Genomic DNA, 21,971 nt, shown 5'->3' with positions numbered 1-21,971 from the left:
CGTCCTGGGTAAGGCTGGCCATTTCGCCCCACTCCGATGCGTCCGTTGCGCTACCGGCATCCATTGGCAGTCGGACGACCGTTATGGTGGAATCCTGGATAATTACACCATCCCTCGACCTTGGGCTGAACCATGACCCGACCCACCATCAATCGTCGTGACGTCTTGAGGTCCTCGCTGCTTTGGGCCGGCGCAATGTCGTTGGGCCGCCTCGAACACGCGTCGGGATTCACCTCGGCCAACGATCGAGCCCGGGTGGGGGCGGTCGGCACCGGGAGTCGCTGGTGTCAGAAGGCGACCGGCCTCAAGGGGCCCTACGGCACGGCGCCCGATTTTCGCAAGTTGGGCGATTATATCGCCGTCTGCGATGCCGATGAGTCGCGCAGGAACATGGCCGCCGAACTCGTCAAGGAATGGTGTGGCAAGGCGCCCGATGTGCTGCTGGACTACCGGGCCATCATCGACCGCAAGGATATCGATATCGTCCATATCACCACGCCGGATCACTGGCACGCCAAGATCGCAATCGAGGCGATGAAAGCGGGCAAGGATGTCTACTGCGAGAAGCCGATGACGCTGACCATCGAGGAAGGTCGGCTCATGTCCGACGCGACTCGAAAGACGGGACGCGTCGTCCAGATCGGGACGCAGCAACGCAGCGAGTTGACCTTTTTGCAAGCAATCGCCCTGATTCGTGACGGACGGATCGGCCGATTGAAGAAGGCGACCTGTAGCGTCGGCGGTGCCGAGACAAGTCCGGAAATCCCCGTAGCTGCGCCGCCCCGAGGGCTCGACTGGGACCTCTGGCTCGGGCCTGTCCCTCGGGCTGACTATCGTTCGCTCGCGGGCGACCATGGCGAGACCAAGAGCTGGTCGCGATGCCATTACGAGTTCCGCTGGTGGTACGAATACTCGGGCGGCAAGCTGACCGATTGGGGTGCTCACCATGTCGACATCGCCACGTGGGCGATGGGGAAAACCGATACTGGGCCCGTTTCCATCGACCCGCTGATGGTCGAGCATCCCGTGGCTTTCAAGGATGGATACCCCACCGATGACACGCGATACAACACCGCCACGGCCTTTTTGATCAAGGCCAAGTATGCCGATGGTATGGAACTCGATATTCGCCACGACGGCGAAAACGGGATTCTGTTCGAGGGGACGGATGGAAGCCTCTTCGTGAGCCGGGGCAGGCTTCGAGGTGAGGCCGTAGACGCGATGAAGACCAACCCCCTGCCCGAAGGCTCGATCGAGGAGGTCTACAAGAACAGCCCTCCCGTCGATCACATCCGGAATTTCTTCGATTGCGTCGTTTCGCGGAAGGAACCGATATCCGACGTCTTCAGCCATCATCGCGCACTCACCACATGTCACCTCGCCGGGATTGCCGCCCGCCTTGGCCGCCCGATCCGGTGGGACCCGATGACCGAAGTCATCGTTGACGACCCGCAAGCCCAGGGACTCGTCGCGCGGGAGTGTCGAAGAGGTTTCGAAATCGGGGTCTGAACGAGGAGGCCCTCCTTCAGGTCACAACGAGACGTTGCAGGCACGAGTGAACGAGGAAGTACACCTTCTCGAGGCCCTGATTGATGAGAGAGACAAGCGCCTTTCCCTGGTTTGCATCGTGCCTGATCGTCTCGTTCTCCTTGCTTGGGACTCTCGAGGTCGACGCAGACGACCGGATTCACGAAGGTGAGATGGCCGGTTACCTGCTCGTCCCGCACGAGAAAGTCCCGGAGACCTACAACGCCGGGTTCTCGATGTACGTGGCAGCCTGGCCATTGCTGAAGGAATACCCCGGGAATCGTTTTCAGACGGGCTTGTTCGGCACCTGGATGCACCCTCAATACGAAGGCGCCGATCCCGATAATCTCTACACCGATATCGAGGGAGGCTTGGGCTGGTGGCGGGATACTCGGTTCGCGACCGAAACGCCGAAGTTCATCATGGGTGGGGTGGCCCTGAATTTTAGCGCATGGGCCAACGGTCCCGGGGCCGGCAAGGGGAGGGATTGGGACGAACCGCAGGGCAAGTACGGCGTGGCCCAGCTCAGTCCCTGGGTACTCTGGCCCCCCGACGGGTTGATTCTGAAACAGGGGACCTGCGGGGAACTCGTCGGCTACGGATACCTGCCGTTGCCGCTCACCAACCCCAAATCCACGACCGCCGGGAAGGATGTTCCTACCGGCGACCACTGCTGGACCTTGTTCATGAACACTCGCAACTTCAAAGGACCGGTGGCGTTCTTCACGCCCTATTTCTGGTCACGCGCGAGTGTCGAGGAACCTCGACTGGCCGGGATGTTCCTGGACACCCGCCCCGCCAAGCCCAATAAACCATTGCAGATGGAGACACAGTACGTCCCCAGCATTCAGGCCAAGGACGCGAAGGAAGAGACCTACGCTCGGATCGCGCCGGTCTCCTTTCCTCGCGACGCGGAGGGCAATTCGGTCGTCGTACACCGCGTCACCGCTTACAGCAAGAAGGCGCTTTGGGATGGAGTCAAGGCCTGGTTCGATGGCGGACCTCCGACCAGCGGTTCCATCGACTCCGAGGCATCCATGGTGCACAAATTCACGGGAAAGGGAGGGGCGACCTGGAAAATCGACACGCCAACCCTCCCCGAGGAAAAGATGGTGCCCCTCACCTGGAGTGCTTTCGCCACACCTGCGGCGCTGGATGCGAACACGTTTGGATATCGGTGGAATCGCGAACTGGTGACTCGGATCGATTCCAAGGATGGACCGCTCGTCACCCTCCCCGAAAATTTTCGACTGACTCAGAAACCCGATCAGAAAGCGGAGTGGGTCGTGGTGCGGCCCGAGGACGTCCCGGCCGAGACCGGGCTTGCCTCGTTCCAGTTCAAGCGACCCAGCGAGGATCGAGCCGAGGCTTACGTCACTCCCGATGATCCGCGGAGTAGCTGGAAGTCGCCCGGTCCGGTGGCCGGACCTTTCCAGGCGAGCCTGGGTGACGGTAGCGTGGTGACCTACTTCTGGTATCGCTTCGCCGACCAGCCCGCCTTGCTCAACGCCGATCTCACCGACCAGGAGCGAGAGAGCCTCCAGTCTCGGGTGGAGAAACTTCAGCGGAACTGGTCCAAAGATCGCGACTACCTCCCGCCACCCACCGTTGGAAAACTGGCCGACCTCGATCCCGCATTGATCGTGACCCCTCCACTGGGCCTGGAGGCGGGGTATGTACCAATTGTGACACGACAAGCGTCGAAGGAATGAGGAAAGGCGTGAGGAACGTTCGAAAGACGTTCCTCACGTCAGCGGTGGCCTCATTTTGTCTCGCGATCAGAGGATGTGGTGAGCATCGCCTTCATCGCGGTTCCGAGCGCGTCTCCGACGAGAAGATAGGTCTCGGCGTTGCCAAATTCGTGATGACCATGGCCGGGGTTGGGCGATTCCTCGGGCTTTCGTACGAAGTCGTGGGTCTCGACGAAGGTGACATTGCCTCGGAACTCCGGTCGTGCCGCGGCTCGGGCCTGCGAATTCCGAAGGGTCGCCCAGTCGTCTGGCGCTTCCACCCAAGGGCCGGTCAATTCGCCGATAACGACCGGGAGGTTCGGAGCGTTCAGATCCTTACGCACATCTTTGATGAAGTTGACAAGGTTCTGCTCGTATTCCGGGATCGCTCCTTTGGGGTCGACGCCGTCGTTCCAGCCCTGATACCAGACGAGGCCCGCCAACTCGTACCCGCCAGCATCGTAGGTGGGGAAGTCGGTCGAGAGGTTCGCGAGAGACTCGCGAATCTCCGTCAACATCTTCTGGTAGTAAGGCCCGACCTCGCCGCCGGAACTGGGGGGTCGGAAGTCGCGATACAGGCTCTTGCCGCCCCAGGCCGTCTTGATGAGTAGAATCTGGTTCTCGAAGTGGTCTCCCACCACATGACCGAACTCTAGCTCGGGCCCGAAGTGGTGCTTGCCTTCGTAAGGGGTGAAACCCAGCGAAAGCGGCCCTTTCTTGAGTGGTTCGCCTTCGGGCTGATATCTGACCCAGACGTCGTCGCGTACGGTCCAGCGGCCCTGGTCGTCGCGCAGATGTTTGAAGCGACCGGACTTGTCGGCATGCCGCATGAGATCATTCAGGGTCCCTCGGCCATCGTTGTAGTCCTTGCCGTCAAGGTCGGCGACCGCCTGACCCTGCATATTCGACTGCCCGACCAGGATGAACACCTTCAATGGCGACTTTCCAAACTCACCGGCTTCGGTCGTGGGCGAACCGACGACGGACAGGGAAATAATAATCGTCCAAGCTTTGAAGTGACGAATCAATGGATTTCCTCGATGCTAATCCGTAGGGTTGACTTTGATAGCGACGACTAACTCGATTGTAGCGTCAAGGGATGAATTCTGAAGGATCGACCGACAAACAGCATGTTGGGCGTTTCATCGACCGTTCCGCACTGGCGAAGGTGTCGAGGATGACAGAGCCGATGGATCATGGGTCGGCAAAGAAGTGGCCGTCGGGCAACAGAGGAAACTGGAGCAGGCTCACTCCTCGACTCGGCCGATCTGGAGGCGATCCTCATGAGGTCTCCGTTCTTCTGGATATCCGTTGTATCGGCCTTGCTGGCGATCGCCACAATGCCTTCGGCCTTCGCGAACGGGGACGGTCGAACTCCGGGCGAGAAGCTGAAGTTCGTCGTCTTCGGAGGCCACCCGGACGACCCGGAGTCGGGGGCCGGCGGATTGATCGCCACGCTGACCCGGCAGGGCCACGAGGTCATCTGCGCCTACGGTACGGCGTTCCGAGGCGGCAGGCGTTTCTTCGATCGGCCCGAGTCCGAGGTCCGGCAGGAGGAGGCGACCGCCGCCTGCAAGGTCCTGGGGGCGACGCCGAAGTTCTTCCCCTACGCCCATGAGACGCTCGTGGCCGACTTGAAGACCCTGCGGGAGGTCTCAGCCTGGCTCGTCGAGGCGAAGCCCGACATCGTGGTGACTCACTGGCCGCTGGACACTCACCCGAATCACCACACGGTTAGTTCGCTCGTCTGGCAATCTTACAAGCGCCAGGGCGGCTGGAACCTTTATTTCTTCGAGGTCATGACCGACGATCAGACGATCGCTTTCGAGCCCGCTCTCTACCTGGACCTTGGACCTGTCCGGGACATCAAACGCCAGGCTTTGATGGAGCACAAAAGCCAGGAGCCCGAGGTGATCTGGGGGGATCACGAGAAGATGCATCGCCGCCGTGGGACCGAGTGCGGCGTCGAGTTCGCCGAGGGATACAGGCTGGTGGAGGCCAAGCAAGGGTGCCCATTGCTCCCGGTGAGGTTCTTGGCGAAGGTCGCCGAGCCTCGTAGCTCACCTTGAGTCGTCCTCAATCGATCGGTACAGACAAGGGAGTCTCGCGGTATCGACCGGCAATGGTCAGTCGTTGAGCCGGTCGTCCGATCGGTCCGCCTTCCAGATGAGTCGGTTTCGCCATCGGGTATGCATAGCATTCCTGTTCGGGAGAGTGGGCGGTATGGTAACGTGACCCGCCCCGATGGACCAGGACGGGAAAAGCCCCGAGCCGCTCACCATCCCGGCTCGCCTTCTCGATCCGACCAACCTCAACAGAAGGGCCTGAACATGCCAGCCTGGCGAATCGTCCTGTTGTTCCTGGGTCTGGCAAATGGAGTCATGGCAGAGCCCGCCCAATCAACCTTCCCGAAGGGCTTACCGCAGACTCCGGAGTTCTTCCCGGTCGCCGTCTGGCTCCAGGCCCCGAGCAATGCCGAACGATACCGGGCGATCGGGATCAATACCTACGTCGGGATCTGGAGGGGGCCGACCGAGGAGCAACTTGACTTGCTCGACAAGTCCGGCATCCGACTGATTTGCGGTCAGGGCGAACGATCGCTCCGGTTCAAGGACCGCTCGACAATCGTCGGCTGGATGCACGGCGACGAGCCCGATAACGCCCAGTCGCTCGGACAGGGCAAGGGATATGGGCCGCCCATCTCGCCGTCCAGGATCGTCGAAGGCTACGAGAAGATACGCCAGGCCGATCCCGATCGCCCGGTCCTGTTGAACCTGGGACAGGGAGTGGCCTGGGACGGCTACTATGGCCGAGGGGTCCGGACGAACCACCCGGAGGACTATCCGGAATACCTCAAAGGATGCGACATCGCCTCCTTCGACATCTACCCCGCCAGCCATGAGAACAAGGCGGTCGCGGGGAATCTCTGGTATGTACCGATGGGCGTCGATCGCCTTCGAAGCTGGTCCGAAGGCCGCAAGGGTGTCTGGTGCTGCATCGAGACGACCCGGATCAACAATCCCAACCGAGGGCCAACGCCGGAGCAGGTCCGTTCGGAGGTCTGGATGGCCCTGATCCACGGCGCGAAGGGCATTATCTACTTCGCTCACGAGTTCAAGCCGAAGTTCATCGAAGCGGGTCTCCTGGCCGATCAGGATATGGCCCGCGCGGTGGGAGACGTGAACCGACAGATCATCGAACTGGCCCCTGCCCTCAACAGCCCGGACCTGGTGGATGCCGCGAGCTTCGAGTCGTCCGTGGAGTCCGTGCCGATCGACGTCATGGTTAAGCGTCATGCGGGGGCGACGTACGTGTTCGCCGTTGCCATGCGCGATGGAGAGGCGAAGGCCAGCTTCACCCTGCCGGAGAAGGGCGATGTCCGGGTCGAGGTCATCGGCGAGGGCCGCTCGATCGAGGCTGTCGGCGGCCAGTGGGAGGACCAATTCGAGGGTTATCAGGTTCACCTCTATCGGATCATCCATGGCGGTAAGGAGCGATCCGAGGACCGATGAGGCGCGGACATGTCGGCGCGAAGCCGGAGCAAGTCTCGTTCGAGGTCCCGGACGGGGTGTTGAAGTGATCGGAGATGCTGGGATCGGCGATGAAATGAGTGAGCACAGCTACTCCCCAGGACCGACATCCCAGACCGTTCTGAAGGACGATGGCACGGTCCTGACCGTGCCGGTAGATTGGGCCCTGCTGCCTCCGGGTGACGCCGCACTGACTCGCCGCGTGAAGACCGCCGGAGATCATTGGATCGTCCAGGAGAAGGTGGGCCGGAGGATGTTCTCCCGAGGTATCTGGGCGTCGGCAGCAACCATCGAGAGGGTTCGGAGCTTACTGGAGGTCGAGCGATCGACGGAGGGCTATATCAGGAAGAGGGAGGCCGCATCCCTCAGGCGTGAGAAGGTCCAGGCTGTGTATGTCGAAGACTTCCACGGGGCGGTATTGGCGTTCCTCTCTTTTCATCCAATCCACGACGAACTGGCCGAGCGGTTGGCAAGAGCCGTCACCGAGCATGCCACGCCGGTCGGAAGCGGCACGGTGGCCCGGACAGGTCGAATCCCGATCGAGCAGAGGGCCGAGGCCGCCGTGATCGCCTGGATGCGGCACCGGACGACCGGCTACGACGGGATGACGATCCCCAGGGTTAGAGGGAAACGACGAGAGGTCCGTCGGATGCTGGCCCGGCGGTCCCAGGATTTGTTGCAGCGGTATCGGCGAGGGGAACCGGCGGAGACCGAATGTCCGTTGAAGGTTGCGTTGGTGGTCGATGGCCGAGGCGGATCGTTCGTCGATTCTACCCGTACTGGAGAGCCTGAAGGCGAAGAATAAGGCGGATCTGAAGCCATCTCAGACCGGCTTCACGAGGGAACTTCCCCCTGATCATGCCGCCTTGTCCGATCCTCCCGGATCCGGTCGGCAACAGCGGATCCCATCGATCCACGGGCCGAGTCGATGCGATTCGTCGGCCCAGCCAAAGCCAAAGCTCGAGACCGAACAATCATCTCGCGGATTGATCGGTAAGGCAGAACCTGGGCCATTCGCCGGGGCGTCTCTTGAGTTATGATGGGGGCAGATCCTCCCTCTGGGGAGAGGCTTTCCCCTCGTGATGGCGGAACCTGCGAAGACCCGTACCGACCCGGAGGTCCCGTGCCCGACCTGATCAACATCACGCCCGCCCCATCGCCGACGATCGACCGGATCACCCACCCCCTGGAACCGCTCACGGCCGGGGAAGTCCAGCAAGCCGTCGCCCTGCTCCGCGAGGCCGGCAAGGTCACACCGACGACCCGGTTCATCTCGGTCGCCCTCCTGGAGCCCGAGAAAAATCTGGTCCACGCGAATCCGACGACACCACCTGGCTCTCGCGAGGCGTTCGCGGTCCTCTTCGACAACGCGACAAACTCCTGTCATGAGGCCCGGCTCTCCTTGACCGAGGGTAAGCTGCTCGGCTGGAAGCACGTTCCCGGCGTCCAGCCGACGATGACGATCGACGAACAGGTTGAGTGCGAGGCCGCCGTCCTGGCCAGCCCGGCCTTCAAGGCGGCTCTCAAGGCCCATACCGGCGTCGATGACACCAGCCTGGTCATGGTCGATATCTGGAGCGCCGGGAATTACGGATCGGAGGAGGATCGAACGAGGAGGTTGGCGCGCCCGCTTTGCTTCCTCCGGTCCGATCCCACCGACAATGGCTATGTCCGTCCCATCGAAGGCATCCGACCGGTGGTCGACCTTAACTCCATGGAGGTCGTCCGGATCGAGGAATATGACCGTTGGCCGATCCCGCCCGGCGAGGCCAATTATGCGGCGAGCCGGATTGAGCGATTCCGCGACGGCATCAAGCCTCTGGAGATCGTCCAGCCCGAGGGGCCGAGTTTCGACGTCGAGGGGTATCAGGTCCGCTGGCAGAACTGGAGCTTCGTCATCGGCTTCAATGCCCGCGAAGGCCTGACGCTCCACCACCTCCGATACAAGGACGGCGACCGCGATCGTTCGGTCCTCTATCGAGGATCACTGACCGAGATGGTGGTCCCCTACGGCGACCCCGGACCGACCCAGCGCCGGAAGAATGCCTTCGACGTCGGCGAGTATGGCATGGGCATGTGTGCCAACAGCCTGGAGCTGGGTTGCGACTGCCTGGGCCTGATCCGCTATTTCGACGCCCACCTCTGCGATTCTCGGGGCGAATCCCTGACGATCAAGAACGCCGTCTGCATGCATGAAGAAGACTTCGGGATCCTCTGGAAGCACACCGACCGCAGACTGCCCGACTCGCCCGAGGTTCGCCGATCTCGACGCCTGGTCGTCTCGTCGATCTCGACCGTCGAGAACTACGAGTATGGCTTCTTCTGGTATCTCTACCAGGATGGCACGATCCAGTTCGAGATCAAGCTGACCGGCATCCTCTCGCTCGGGGCCTACGCCGAAGGGGAGACGCCCAAGCACGGGAACCTCGTCGCCCCGCAGTTATACGCGCCCAATCATCAGCACTTCTTTAATATGAGGCTCGACTTCGACCTCGATGGGACCGCCAACACGGTCCAACGGATCGACGTGATCCCCGACCCCATCGACGAGAACAACCCCTTCGAGAACGCCTTCCAGGCGCGTGCCACTCCCTTGAAGACCGAGAAGGAGGCACGCGGGAACCTCAACCTGGAGACGGCCCGGACCTGGAAGGTGGTCAATCCTGGGGTGAAGAATCACGTCGGCGAGTCGGTCGGTTACAAGCTCTTGCCGGGCGACAACTCGGTCCCGTTCGCCTCGCCCAATGCCTGGTGGCGGAAGCGGGCGAGGTTTGTCGACCATCACGTCTGGGTTACGCCCTATCAACCCGACGAGCGATACGGGGCGGGCGATTACCCGAATCAGAGCCAGGGTGGCGACGGCCTGATGAAGTGGACCGATCAGGATCGACCGATCGAGGACACCGACGTGGTCCTCTGGTACACCTTCGGCCACACCCACATCCCCCGCCCCGAGGACTACCCGGTCATGCCGACGGCCTACATCGGGTTCACCCTCAAACCGGCGGGCTTCTTCTCCGCCAATCCGGCGAACGACATCCCACCATCGGCGAAGAAGGTCGCGTCGAATGGCAGTTGTTGCCACTGACGGTTGAGAACCTCTTCACCAAGAAAGAGGTTCAAGCCAGCAATTCTTTGATAACTCGGGCCTTGGTCACCTCGGCGTCGGTCAGGCTGTCCTCCCGCCCGTCGTGGGGATAGGTCAGCCGATGGTGATCGAGCCCGAGTGCATGGAGCATGGTCGCCTGGAGGTCGTGGACGCTGACCACGTCCTCGACCGACTTGTAGCCGAAGTCGTCGGTCTGGCCGTGGGCGTAACCCGCCTTGAATCCTCCGCCGGCCATCCAGAGCGAAAACCCGTGCCGATTGTGGTCGCGTCCGTCGGTCCCTTGGGAGATCGGCAATCGGCCGAACTCGCCCGTCCAGAGGACGATGGTCGAGTCGAGAAGCCCCCGCTGCTTCAGGTCCTGGACGAGAGCCGCGCTCGGTCCGTCGGTCCGGGCGCAGAGCCCCTTGAGGGTCTCGGCATTCTTGCTGTGAGTGTCCCAGGGCTGGCCGCTGAGGAAGACCTGGACGAATCGGACCCCACGCTCGATCAGCCTCCGGGCCAGCAGGCAGCGAGTCCCGTACTCGCGGGTGGTCGGTTCTTCCAGGCCGTACATCTTGCGAGTGGCCGGGCTCTCCCCGGCCAGGTCGAGGCATTCGGGAACGGCCGTCTGCATCCGGGCGGCTGTCTCGAAGTTGGCGATCCGGGCCTCCAGTTCCGAATTACCCGGATACTGCCGGAGATGGGAACGGTTCCAGTCGTCGAGGAGTCGGAGTTGTCCTTCTCGAGCCTCGGGAGTGACCTGGCTGGGAGTGGCCAGATTCAGGACCGGCGAGCCTCCCGGCCGGAACGGCGTCCCTTGATGGACCGCCGGCAACCAGCCCGACGACCAGTTGCGGACCCCATCGACCGGCAATCCTCCAGGATCGGACAGCACGACATAGGCGGGCAGGTTCCGGTTTTCACTGCCCAGGCCGTAGACGACCCAGGAGCCCAGGGTGGGGCGACCCGCCTGAAACTTGCCGGTATGGATCAGCCGGAGGGCCGACTCGTGGTCCACCGACTCGGTGGTCATCGACCGGACCAGGGTGATCTCATCGACGATCTCCGAGGTCCTGGGCAGCAATTCCGAAAGCTCGATGCCCGACTGGCCCCTTTTCTCGAACGAAAATGGCGAGCCCAGGACGTTCCCTTGCTGCTTCTCGAAGTGAACTTCGAGCTGTCCCGGATGCGGCTTTCCGTTCCACTTCGTCAGGGCCGGCTTGGGGTCGAACAGGTCCATCTGACTCGGGCCGCCGTGCTGGAACAGGCAGATAACCGCCTTGGCCTTGCCCGGGGGGAGACCTGGCGTCGAGATGGTATCGCCTCGTGCCCGAGCTTCTTCGCCCAGCAGATGGGCCAGGGCGAGGGTTCCCAGGGTGCCCGCCGTCCGACCCAGGAAGGCCCGGCGGTTGGACCGGAACAAGTCATCTCGCATCGAGTCAGCCCCCGTAAAGAAAGGCATTGCTGCAAAGGAGCATCTGGCAGAAGTCGACCCAGGCCCGATCCTCGGCATCGGGCTGGCCGGCGTATCGGCCGGGTTGGAGGGCCAGGAATTTCAGGGCAGCCGATCGTTCCTCCTCGACGGGCGGTCGCCCCGTGGCCAGGAGGAAGGCGCGACTGATCCGACGGTCGGGATCCTCTCCGGCCTCGCGCCGGAGTCGATCGGAAAATCCTCGGGCCCGGTCCACGACGAATCGGGAATTGAGGAGGCTCAGCGATTGCAGGGGCATGGTTGAGGCCGTCCGCCGCGTGCAAGTCGTGACGATCGAAGGGGCATCGAAGACACTCAGCATGCTCAGGACCTGAGTTCGTCGCTGCTGGAGGTAGACCGATCGGCGATGGGCACCATCGGCCTGATCTTCGACCACGATCTCCTGATCGGAGGTCACGGTCGTCGGGACATAAGGCCCTCCCTCCCTCTCGTCCAATTCACCGGAGACGACCAGCATCGCGTCGCGAATCGTCTCGGCATCGAGCCTCTGGAGTGGGAATCGACCGAGCAGGAGATTGTCCGGATCGATCTCCAGGACCGAGGGATCCGGGACGCTCGATTGCCGATAGGCCGCCGAGAACAAAATCATCCGGTGCAGACTTTTGGCGCTCCAACCGTCGCGAGCCAGTCCCGTCGCGAGGAATTCGAGCAGTTCCGGATTCGTAGGGGGTGCTCCGGAATATCCCAGGTTTTCGGGAGTTGGGACCAGCCCAACCCCGAAATGGCCTTGCCAAAGGCGATTGGCGATCACCCTCGCCAGCAATGCCGAGGCTCGGGATCCGGGCCTGGTCAGCCATTCGGCGAAAGCCCTTCTCCTTCCCGAGGTGCCTCCAGGTATGGGCTTCGGTTCGAATGGATTATCCGGGTCGGATAGCACGGAAGGCGGGGCCGGCGAGACCGTCGGCCCGGGATCGCCGTAGAGCCCTCGCTTGAGCAAGGGAACCTCGGGAGGATTCCCAGCCGGTTCGGCAATCGGGGAAATTCGACCAGGGCGGGATTCCTTTCGGCCGAAAAGCTTCTGAATCGACTGGCGCAGGACCTTGCTCTCGTCCGGGCTCAGTGGTTGAAATGGGTCGTTGAGGGCGGGCTCCGCGGTCAGGTCGGCGACCTCGGAGTCGATCCGTCGGGAGCGAGCCTCCCAGGCTTCGATTTCCCCCGGCTCCCCCGGACCATCGATGATTCGCCCGGATGGATTGACCCAGGATTCGACGTTGTAGGCCGGGGCGAGGATGGCGTAGATGGCGTAATAATCGCGCTGGGTGATCGGCTCGAACTTGTGATCGTGGCATCGAGCACACTGGATGGTCATCCCCAGGAGTGCCGATCCAATCACCTGAGTCGTCCCTTCCAGGACTGCATAACGATCGGCCCGGAGTTCGTCGGGGTTTCCGTCACTCTCGCCGGTACCGTCGGGGGCGTTCCGTAGGAAGTGGGTCGCCACCAGGCCTTCGACCATCGAACGATCCGGAAGTTCACCGGGGCGGTAGCCGACCAGCTCGTCGCCGGCGATCTGCTCGCGAAGGGACCGGTCGAGCGGCCGGTCTTCATTAAAGGATCTGATGATATAGTCGCGATATCGGTAAGCGAGCGGCCGATTGGTATCGGCGTTGAAATACCCATTCGAGTCGGCATATCCGACGGCATCGAGCCAGAGCTTCCCCCACCGCTCCCCATAGTGCGGGGAGGCGAGATATCGCTCCACCAACCGTTCATAGGCGTCGGGAGCAGGATCATCGCGGAAGCGTCTGATCTCCGTCGGCGTCGGCGGTAAGCCGGTCAAATCCATCGAGACCCGACGGATCAAGGTGGCTCGATCGGCCTCCGGTCCGATGGTCAAGCCCTTCAATTCCAGGGCCGACTGGAGGAAATGGTCGATCGCGTTCCGAACCCTCGAGGAGTCGCGAACTGCGGGCGGTTCGGGGGACCGCTGCGGCCCGAAAGCCCAGTGGTCGGCCCCTTCCGACTCTCCCGGTGTGACCTTCGGAAGCCCGGATGCCCCCGCTTCGATCCATCGTCGAAGGAGGTCTTTTTCATCTCGGCTCAAGGCCTCTTCAGGCGGCATCTCGTCATTCTGGACGAGCTCCCAAAGCAGGCTTTCGTCGATCCGGCCGGGGATCACCGCCTCGCCACTCTCGCCCCCCCGGGCCACACCTTTAGGCGTCGCCAGATTTAAGGCGGCCTTGCGGACCGAGGGGCCATGACATTTGACACAGTGCGACTTGAGCAGAGCCATGACCTGACGGTCGAGCGGCGGACCCTCTTGACCCTGGGCCACCGGCAACGCTGCCCCGCCGAGGAGCAACCAGGTCAGTCCAACCCTCCAGGACCAACTTGCCAATCGGGACAAGGCCCTGACGATGCCGGTCGGTTTCAGGGATCCTCGCGGGGTTTCGCAGGGTTTCGGGTATTGTAGAATTGGGGTCGGCCGATTCCGCCTGGACCGAAACTTCATCGTGTCAGGCTCCCAACCGTGATTCGGAATTCCGCCCTCTCCTGGACGGTCAGAGAACCCGCCCGGCCGAAGTCGTTGCTAACTTTCCCAAGAAAGTTAAACCGATTGTGGAACAATCGTCCCCTCGCGAGCAAGGGAAATTACCTCGTATCCCGATCGTGACGATGGGAGAGGCATTTCCACAGGAGGTTTGCCAGGAGGACCAGCCCCTTTCGGATTGGCCGCGGACTTCATATCTATCTAAGGCAAACCGGCGACCGGACGCGGCTGCGTCCAGGCGTGATCGAAGTCTGGTTCGAGGCTGGCGCGAGTTTTCTTCGAGGATTTTCCCATGATCAAATGCTTCGCTCGATCGGCCGTGGTTCTGGCCATCGCCTCGGGATCGATGGCCCTGGCCGATGGGCCGGCTCATCCCTTACCAATCAGCGCCCATAATTGCTATGGGGAGGACCAGGCCGACAACCCTCGCTTCCGGGAGGCACTCGCGCTGGGGATCGACAACATCGAGATCGATCTCGGGTGGGACGACACCAGGCGACAACTCATCATCGGGCACGATCAGACGCCCCGACCGGGGGTGGCCTACCCGACCGTGGAGGGGTGGCTGATTCCGACCCTGGAGTCGCTCGGGACTTCTTCCGGGGCGACCACCACGCCTTCAGTCCTGACCATCGACTGGAAGACCGACCATCCCGAAGCCGTCCGTCAGTTCAAGGAGGTACTCGACTCCCACGCCGAATGGTTCTCCTCGGCTCCCAAGGCGGCCGACTCTCCGCTGACTCGCCGTCAGATCACCATCTGCTTCAGCGGTAGCGATGCCGCGAAGGAGGCTTATGACGCGATGATCCCGGAGGGAGGGACGTATCGGGCCTTCCGTGATCGAGTCATCGGCGCCGGTGCCGGTTATGAGCCCGATGTCTCGGCTTACATCCCTCAACCGGCAACGTCTTATCATCGGTTCCTGGCGTTCTACTGGGGGGCCATAGAGAAGGGGGGACCTCCCGCCGCCGGTGAGTGGACCCCGGCCGAGGCGGATCGCCTGGCTTCGCTCATGGACCTGGCGCATCGTCAAGGATTTCGGGTTCGCTTCTACAGTCTCAATGGCCACACGGGCCCTCGGCTCGGAAGCTATCGGTTTGCCAATGACGATGCGGCCAAGGTCCGATGGCTCGCCGCCGCCTCGGCCGGGGTCGATTGGATTGCCGGCGACGAATACCGGGAGATGGCCACCGCGCTCGGTTCCTTCCTCAACCCGGGTCCGGCTGTCTTGATCACCCAGGACTCCGAGATTCCGGCCTTCGCACGTGAAAAGCCCGAGTTCAAATCCGGCGAGCCGATCTTCAAGTTCAACGGCAAGGATTTGACTGGGTTTTATCCTTACACGAAGACCCATGCCTACGAAGACCCTCAGAAGATCTTCTCGGTCGTCGATGGCGCGATCAAGGTTTCGGGGGAAGACTACGGAGGGCTGGCGACCGGCGGCAACTTCTCCAATTATCATCTCGTCGTCGAGTGGAAGTGGGGCGAGAAGACGTTCGGGAATCGCCTCAAGGCTTCTCGGGACTCCGGTATCCTGCTGCACTGCGTCGGCCCGGACGGGGTCGCCAGCGGTTCCTGGATGGAGTCGATCGAGTGCCAGATCATCGAGGGTGGCGTCGGCGATTTCATCATGGTCGGCGGCCAGCACCAACCCAAGATGACCGCCGAAACCCGACTCGGACCCGACGGCCAACCTTACTTCGACAAGGGATCGCCGGCGGTTGCCTACGATAAGAAGCGGATCAACTGGTGGGGACGCGACCCCGCCTGGAAGGATGTTTTGGGGTTCCGGGGCAAGCGGGACGTCGAGGCTCCCCTCGGCGAGTGGAATCTCACCGAGGTCATCTGTGATGGCGGGCGGATCACGGTCCTGGTCAACGGCCTGGTCGTCAATAAAGGGACCGACGCCAGCCACACCCAGGGGAAGATCCAGTTCCAGTCCGAGGGCGCGGAACTCTATTTCCGGAAGATCGAGGTACGTCCGCTCATCCGACCTTGATCCCAATTTTGAGGGATAGGACAAAGCCCCCCAGCGATACGACTCGCTGGGGGGCTTTCGGGTTTTCGACCATGCAAATCCTTACCAGGAGAGCTTCTCGGGGAAATATTCCGCGATCAGTTCGCGATAGTACGGGGTGAGTGCTCGGACGTCGGGACGCTCGTGCCCCTTGGAGTAGAGGTCGAAGGGGTTGAATTTGCGGACCCAATCCATCATCCGATGGTCATGCTTGGTCATCAAATTCGTATACTCCCCCTCGCGATGAGCGGGGTAGAACGAGTGGTAACGGATCATCGCCAGGCCCTCCTCGGGGAGGTAGTCCTTGACGATGTGGTAGAGATACTCGTCGTGGCCCCAGGAGAGGTGGACCTGGTCCAGCCCGCAGTTCGGCGAGTAGATCCCCTCGGGGGTCTGGTACTCGGGGACCTTGCTGTCGGGATTCTCTTCGAAGAACTCTGGAAAGACGATCTTCTCGGAATATCGGCAGCCGACCGGGAAGGTGTCGCCGACCACGGCCCACTGGGGCTCGCCGAAGAGGCAGAGGATCTTGCCGAGGTCATGAATCAGGCCGGTCAGGATCATCCATCGTGGATGTCCTTCGGCTCGGATCGCCTCGGCGCATTGCATCAGGTGTTCGATCTGTGAGAGGTCCGTGTCCGGGTCGCTGTCGTCGACCAGGGTGTTCAGATACTCCATCGCCTCCCAGATACCCATCTCGCGGCGCGATTTTCCGAGGTACTCTCGCTTCTTCTCCTGGACGAATGCGAGCGTCTGATGCGTATGGTTCAGGCGATAGAACTCCGCGACGCCCGGCCGGACGTTCTTGCGGTAGTCCCGGAAGCTGGATTCGGGCTTGCCGGGCTCGTGGGCCGACTCCCAGTCGTCGAGATCGGCGAGCGGGCCTTCGGCCCGGGGGGCGGTGGAACCTGCCATGAATCGATCCTCCGGGGCGGACGAATGCGGGAGCGATGAGACCTCCCATCGTAGCGACTTGCTCGATAAAGGTCATTCGAGATCCGACGATCAACGCCCTCTCCGACGTCGAAGCTGGTCCAGCAGGACCGAGCCGAGGATGACCAGTCCCAGGACAATCTTCTGGGTATAACTCTCGACCCCTCGCAGATTCATCCCGTTCTGAATCACGGCGATGATGAACGCGCCGATGAGTGTCCCCAGGACTTTCCCCTCTCCTCCGGCCAGCGAGGTCCCCCCGACGACGACCGCGGCGATCACGTACAGCTCATACATCTGGCCGTAGGTCGGGGCCCCGCTCTTGAGTTGCGAGGCCATGACCACCCCTCCCAACCCGGCCAGGCTCGCGCTGATCGCGTAGACCTTGAGCAGGACATTCCGGGTCGGGACGCCCGAGAGTCGGGCCGCTTCCGGATTCCCCCCCACGGCGTAAATATATCGACCGAGCACCGTCCGGCCCATCACCAGATGGGCCAGGGCGTAGAGGAATAGCATCAGGACGACCGCGTTGGGCAAGTACGGGAGATCGGACCCTCGGCCCAGCCGGATGAACCGGTCGGGGACCTGGTTAATCGACTGGCCATCGGCCAGGATGTAGGCCAGGCCGCTGGCGACCAGCATCATCGCCAGCGTGACGATGAATGGGGGAATTCGAAAGGCCGTGACCATCAGGCCCGTGAAAAGCCCGGAACTGGTGCAAGCCAGGATCCCGCCCAGCGATCCCAGGACCATCCCGAGGGCCGAGGCCGATTCTCCCCCGGCCAAGTCGCGAATCAGGCGTGCGGTCACCACGGCGGAAAGCGCGATCAGGCTGCCGACCGACAGGTCGATCCCCCCGGTGATGATGACCATCGTCATCCCGATGGCGATGATGGCGATCACCGCGATCTGATTGGCCACGTTCAAGAGGTTTTCGGTCTTCAGGAAGTTGGGCCAACGATAGCCCTCGGGCTTGTAAACCCGAGCCCCATTCATCGAGGGGTATTGCTCGATCAGCGGCGCATAGACCGACCAGCCCGCGGTAATCTCGTTGCATGCGAAAACGTCGATGTGCTTGCCCTGCTCGGCCAGCCGGACGATCCCCCTTCGGGCGTCGACGGGCTCGCCTCGAATGGTCTCGATCACGGAGATATCGCGAGCTTCGAGCGATCTCCGGAGTTCCTCGGCGAATTCCGCATCCTCGCCAAGGTCGCGGACGACGATCAGGACCTGGGCTCCCCGATCCACCTTCGACTCGATCGCCGAGGCGAGTTGGCGTGATGCCGCTGGCCCGGTCGGATGCTGCACCTCGATCGTCGATGCGCTGAAGAAGGCGCAGAGCAAGAACAGGATGAGGACCATCCCGTAGTCGGACAGGAGGAAGTTGAAGCGTCGGGACGGTGAATCTGCGGCCATGTAGAACCTCGCGTGCGTCCGGAATCCTCGGGTGCTTCAATCGTCCGAGCCCGAAGACTCCCCGACCTCCCCGCCCTTCTTGTAAAGGGTCGTGGGGATCAGTTGCGAGGGGGGGACTTCCTCGCCCGCGAAGTATCGAACGATGGTGTCGACCGTCAGTCGCCCGATCTTGTCGGGGGACTGCATCGGGTCGGCGTAAATCTTCCCCTCATCCACACCCTTGAGCCCTTCGGGTTGACCGTCAAACCCGATGATCTTGATCCGATCGGCCTTGCCCGCCTTCTCCAGTGCCGCGCGAGCCCCGAGAGCCGAGGGGTCATTGATCGCGAAGATCCCGGCCAGGTCGGGGTGAGACTGCAGGGCGTCCTCCGCGCACTTGAAACCCTGGTCCTTCTTGCCGTCGCCGGGAAGCTCGGCGACGATCTCGATCCGTCCTCCGGTTCGATCCTTGTTGCGTTTCTCGATGACTTCCTTGAACCCCTGGACCCTCAACAGGCAGGACTCGGCCTGCTTGAAGTCGAGGATCACCACCTTTCCGCCGGCCTCGCCGAGGGCTTCGAACATCGCGTCGGCCGCCTGCTGGCCTCCGCTGTAGTTGTCGGTGGCGATGTGCGAGACCACCTTCACGCCCGGGGCAAGGCAGGCGATGTCGGCCGTGAAGACCGGGATCCCGGCCGTGTTCGCCTCCTGGATCGCCGGGCCGATCGACCGAGAATCGCAGGGGCATAGCACGATGGCCGCGACTCGACGTACGATGAAATCCTTGACCTGATCCTGCTGGCGGGCTACGTCGAATTCGCCGCTGGTGACGACCACATCGTAGCCGTGCTTGCCAGCCTCCTCGGTGATTCCATCGGCGATCACCTTGAAGAATGGGTTCGTCAGGGTGAGGACGGAGACACCGATCGTCCCGCGTTTGGCCACCGGAGGGGCCGAGGCCGATGACCCGGTGGGGCTCGGATTGTCCGGTGAGCCGCAGGACGTGGACAGTGCCGAGAAAGAGGCCAGCAGGCCCGCGAGGAGGACGCGCCTCATGACTTGTTTTTCCTGGGAGGATGAGGGAATCCTCGCAGTCTAACCGGACCGAGGCCGTCCGGCATCCCCCAGGCGATGCTTCCCTTGGCCTTAAAGCAATTCTCGGATCGGCTCACCGCCCGGGGGGAAGAGCGCGATCGGGCGATTGACCCGGTCGGGGAAGGCGGCGGCCGGGTCGATTCCGAGCCGGGAATAAATTGTGGCGACCAGATCTTGCGGGGTCACGGGTCGTTCGCGAGGGACTTCCCCCCGGGCGTTGGACGATCCCACCACGATCCCCGGCGTCAGGCCTCCACCCGCCATGAGGACGCTCATCACGTTCCCCCAGTGGTCGCGGCCGGGCACGGGGTCGGAACCGGGGACTCCCGTGGTGTTCATCTTCGGCGTCCGGCCGAACTCTCCCATGACGATGACCATCGTCTTTTCCAGTTGACCTCTCTGGTCGAGATCCTCGACAAGCGTGGCGACCGCGTGGTCGAGGACCGGGAGGACCGAGTGCATCCCCTTGTCGAGGCTCGAATGGAAGTCCCAACCGCCGAAAGTCAGCGTGACGAATCGAACACCCGCCTCCACCAACCTCCGGGCCATCAAGGCACTCTGGCCCCACTGATGACGCCCGTATCGGTCCCGGAGACGAGGGTCTTCCTTCGAGAGGTCGAACGCTCGACGTGCTTCGGGTCCGGTCAGCATCGAGAACGCCTGGCTGCTGAACCGGTCGATGTCGTCCATCTCGGTCTCGACCCGATGGCGACCGGCGTCGATGGCGTCGAGGAGCCCGTGTCGATTGTCGAGCCGGGCCGCGTCGAGGCCCCCGGGAAGGGTCAACTCGGGCACGGAATACCCATCGGCATTCGGATCACCGTCGGCCATGAACGGCCCGTAAGCCCCGCCCAGATAGGCCCCCCCGTGATAGCCGGGCTTGATCCCCACCGAATGCGTGTTGGGAAGGCCGACGTAAGCTGGCATCCCGGCTCGCTTGGGACCCTTGAGCTTGGCGATCAGCGAACCGGCCGAGGGGTACATGGGGGTCAGGTTCTGCGAGTTCGAGCCCAGGTATCCGGTCAGCATCCAGTGGGCCGCGGCAAAGTGGTCGCCGTTGTCGTGGTGGACCGATCGGATGAGCGACATCTTACGCATCATCCGGGCGTGCTCGGGCAACAATTCGGAGATCTGGATGCCCGGCACGGCCGTGCTGATCGCTCCCAGAGGCCCTCGATAGGCCGAAGGGGCATCGGGCTTCGGGTCGTAAGTTTCGTGCTGGGGAGGACCCCCATCGAGCCAGACGAGGATCACCGAAAGATCGTCGCCGGTGGCGACCCTCGAGCCTGCCCGGGCCTTCGTCCTCAAGAGGTCATCCAGTCCCAGGCCCGCGAGCCCAAGAAATCCCGCCCGAAGGAGGCTACGCCGCGAGACCCCATCGCAGCACTGGAACGGCCGGCCTTGCAGGTTCAGCATCGCGTCCTCCCCGATGTTCGTCGACGAACCCCTTGCGGGAGCATCCTGCTCCATCTTCGAGAACTCTAGCGGACGCTCGCCAATTCCGCAAACAATTTGTTTAACAGTTTTTCGATCCCGTTGCCGTTCATCGCTTCCGGGACGAATTCCGGGTCGGGGTTTTCGGGCGGGCCGCCCCCTCGCCCACTTCCGGAGAGTCGACCTTGGAGAGGATCAGTTTGCCCGAGTCGGGGCTGAACTTGAGCATGAAATTCCGCTGGAACGACTGGCCGAGGAGCGGGGGAACCTCCTTCTTGTCGGCCGGCATCACCGTGCAATTGACATCCTTGACGGTGAACTTGCCGACCCTCATCGAGGGGACCGTCATCTGCCGGGCCTCGACGATCGAGCCGTCGGCGACCCGGCACTTGACGATCGGGTCGTCCGGGCCGGGTTTCAGGCCGATCAGATCGGCAAGGTCGGCGGGAAGGACGACGTCGGCGGCCCCCGTGTCGAAGGCCATCGGCCGGGTGACCTTGCCATTGAAGGTCACGTCGAGCCAGAAGATACCCCCCTCCTTGCGAAGGTCGACCGTCTCGGAAAGGACCGCGGCCTCCGCCTTTTCCAGCAAGGCGACGTTGGCCAGGAAAGACTTCGATGGACCCAGGGTCGCCTTGCCCTTGGACTTCTCGTTCACCTGCGATAAAGCCTCTTTCACGTCTTTATCGCCGGCGAGCTTGCCGTAAGTTTCGGCCGTTGCATCCACCAGTTGGCGGAGGTCGAGCACCGCCTGGACGTAAGCCTCGCGACGGTTCGCCACCTCAGAGTCGATCCGCTGCTTCATGCCGGTGTCGGCCTGCTGTTGATGGATCAGGTTGAGACGGTCGGACACGCCATTGACCATGGCAACGAGTTGATTGTTCTCCGCGACGTTCGAGGCTTGCGCGAGCCTCTGGTTCAATTCGATTCGTTGTTCGGTCAGGATCCGGATGGCCTGCTGATTCTCGCGGAGCCCCTGATCGTACCCTTTCTGCTGGAGGAGGGCGGTCGTCATCTGCTTGTACAACGACCGGGCCTCGACCACCTGCTTCTGGACCTCGGACTCGGCGGGCAGAACAAAGGTCGTGCCCGACTTGCGGAGGCCTTTCTCCTTCAGGACGAGATCGGCTGGATCCTCCGCACCGGCGAGGCTCGCCAGGGCCGAGCCGAGGGCGAGGAATACCGCGAATCCGGAAGAAAAGAACCGTCTCATGAGAAAGGCTCCGCGATCGTCAAGGG

At 62.5% G+C, this 21,971-nt stretch carries 15 protein-coding genes; 7 read left to right on the top strand and 8 right to left on the bottom strand.

The features are described 5' to 3' along the window. Positions 1 to 195: 195 nt before the first annotated feature. Both P12x_RS07695 and P12x_RS07690 read left to right on the top strand, forming a co-directional pair. Complete coding sequence (locus P12x_RS07695; RefSeq protein ID WP_435010288.1) at positions 196 to 1,509, top strand: Gfo/Idh/MocA family protein; 1,314 nt, start codon at positions 196 to 198, stop codon at positions 1,507 to 1,509. 83 nt (positions 1,510 to 1,592) lie between these two features. Continuing rightward, entirely contained in the window at positions 1,593 to 3,239 is a 1,647-nt protein-coding gene (locus P12x_RS07690) for a hypothetical protein (protein WP_435010287.1), read from the top strand. A 50-nt stretch (positions 3,240 to 3,289) separates the two neighbouring features. Here the strand turns inward: P12x_RS07690 and P12x_RS07685 are convergent, their stop codons facing one another. Continuing rightward, positions 3,290 to 4,186, bottom strand: coding sequence for a sialate O-acetylesterase (locus P12x_RS07685; protein WP_435011649.1), 897 nt, complete (start codon positions 4,184 to 4,186; stop codon positions 3,290 to 3,292). Positions 4,187 to 4,540: 354 nt separating this feature from the next. On the opposite strand from P12x_RS07685, the gene P12x_RS07680 reads away from it, so the two are divergent. The 4 genes from P12x_RS07680 (at position 4,541) to P12x_RS07665 (ending at position 9,875) form a co-directional block, all read left to right on the top strand. Next, a complete protein-coding gene (locus tag P12x_RS07680) occupies positions 4,541 to 5,326 on the top strand; it encodes a PIG-L deacetylase family protein (RefSeq protein WP_435010286.1) in 786 nt (261 codons plus the stop codon). A gap of 261 nt (positions 5,327 to 5,587) precedes the next feature. Beyond that, a complete protein-coding gene (locus P12x_RS07675; RefSeq protein ID WP_435010285.1) occupies positions 5,588 to 6,769 on the top strand; it encodes a beta-galactosidase in 1,182 nt (393 codons plus the stop codon). Positions 6,770 to 6,863: 94 nt separating this feature from the next. Then, a complete protein-coding gene (locus tag P12x_RS07670; RefSeq protein WP_435010284.1) occupies positions 6,864 to 7,592 on the top strand; it encodes a DUF2293 domain-containing protein in 729 nt (242 codons plus the stop codon). Between the two features lie 318 nt (positions 7,593 to 7,910). After that, a complete protein-coding gene (locus P12x_RS07665) occupies positions 7,911 to 9,875 on the top strand; it encodes a primary-amine oxidase (RefSeq protein ID WP_435010283.1) in 1,965 nt (654 codons plus the stop codon). Between the two features lie 31 nt (positions 9,876 to 9,906). Here P12x_RS07665 and P12x_RS07660 read toward each other — a convergent pair whose 3' ends face one another. Continuing rightward, the gene (locus tag P12x_RS07660) at positions 9,907 to 11,310 is read right to left on the bottom strand and encodes a DUF1501 domain-containing protein (RefSeq protein WP_435010282.1); all 1,404 of its coding nucleotides are present in this window, start codon (positions 11,308 to 11,310) and stop codon (positions 9,907 to 9,909) included. 4 nt (positions 11,311 to 11,314) lie between these two features. After that, positions 11,315 to 13,642, bottom strand: a complete 2,328-nt coding sequence (locus P12x_RS07655) for a PSD1 and planctomycete cytochrome C domain-containing protein (RefSeq protein ID WP_435010281.1) — start codon at positions 13,640 to 13,642, stop codon at positions 11,315 to 11,317. Between the two features lie 508 nt (positions 13,643 to 14,150). Between P12x_RS07655 and P12x_RS07650 the strand changes: the two genes are divergently transcribed. After that, entirely contained in the window at positions 14,151 to 15,857 is a 1,707-nt protein-coding gene (locus P12x_RS07650; RefSeq protein ID WP_435010280.1) for a family 16 glycoside hydrolase, read from the top strand. A gap of 81 nt (positions 15,858 to 15,938) precedes the next feature. Here P12x_RS07650 and P12x_RS07645 read toward each other — a convergent pair whose 3' ends face one another. From P12x_RS07645 to P12x_RS07625, 5 genes are all read right to left on the bottom strand, one after another. Beyond that, positions 15,939 to 16,790, bottom strand: a complete 852-nt coding sequence (locus tag P12x_RS07645) for an inositol oxygenase family protein (protein WP_435010279.1) — start codon at positions 16,788 to 16,790, stop codon at positions 15,939 to 15,941. Positions 16,791 to 16,880: 90 nt separating this feature from the next. Next, on the bottom strand, positions 16,881 to 18,224 hold the full coding sequence (locus P12x_RS07640) for an ABC transporter permease (protein WP_435010278.1): 1,344 nt from the start codon (positions 18,222 to 18,224) through the stop codon (positions 16,881 to 16,883). 36 nt (positions 18,225 to 18,260) lie between these two features. Beyond that, a complete protein-coding gene (locus tag P12x_RS07635) occupies positions 18,261 to 19,259 on the bottom strand; it encodes a substrate-binding domain-containing protein (RefSeq protein ID WP_435010277.1) in 999 nt (332 codons plus the stop codon). A 90-nt stretch (positions 19,260 to 19,349) separates the two neighbouring features. Beyond that, positions 19,350 to 20,714, bottom strand: a complete 1,365-nt coding sequence (locus tag P12x_RS07630; RefSeq protein ID WP_435010276.1) for a DUF1501 domain-containing protein — start codon at positions 20,712 to 20,714, stop codon at positions 19,350 to 19,352. A 127-nt stretch (positions 20,715 to 20,841) separates the two neighbouring features. Then, entirely contained in the window at positions 20,842 to 21,945 is a 1,104-nt protein-coding gene (locus P12x_RS07625; RefSeq protein ID WP_435010275.1) for a retropepsin-like aspartic protease family protein, read from the bottom strand. Positions 21,946 to 21,971: the final 26 nt, after the last annotated feature.

This window comes from Tundrisphaera lichenicola, assembly GCF_051175385.1.
Classification (GTDB): Bacteria; Planctomycetota; Planctomycetia; order Isosphaerales; family Isosphaeraceae; genus Tundrisphaera; species Tundrisphaera lichenicola.
Note: the sequence above shows the minus strand (reverse complement) of the source record. Positions and strands in the feature narration are given on the sequence as shown.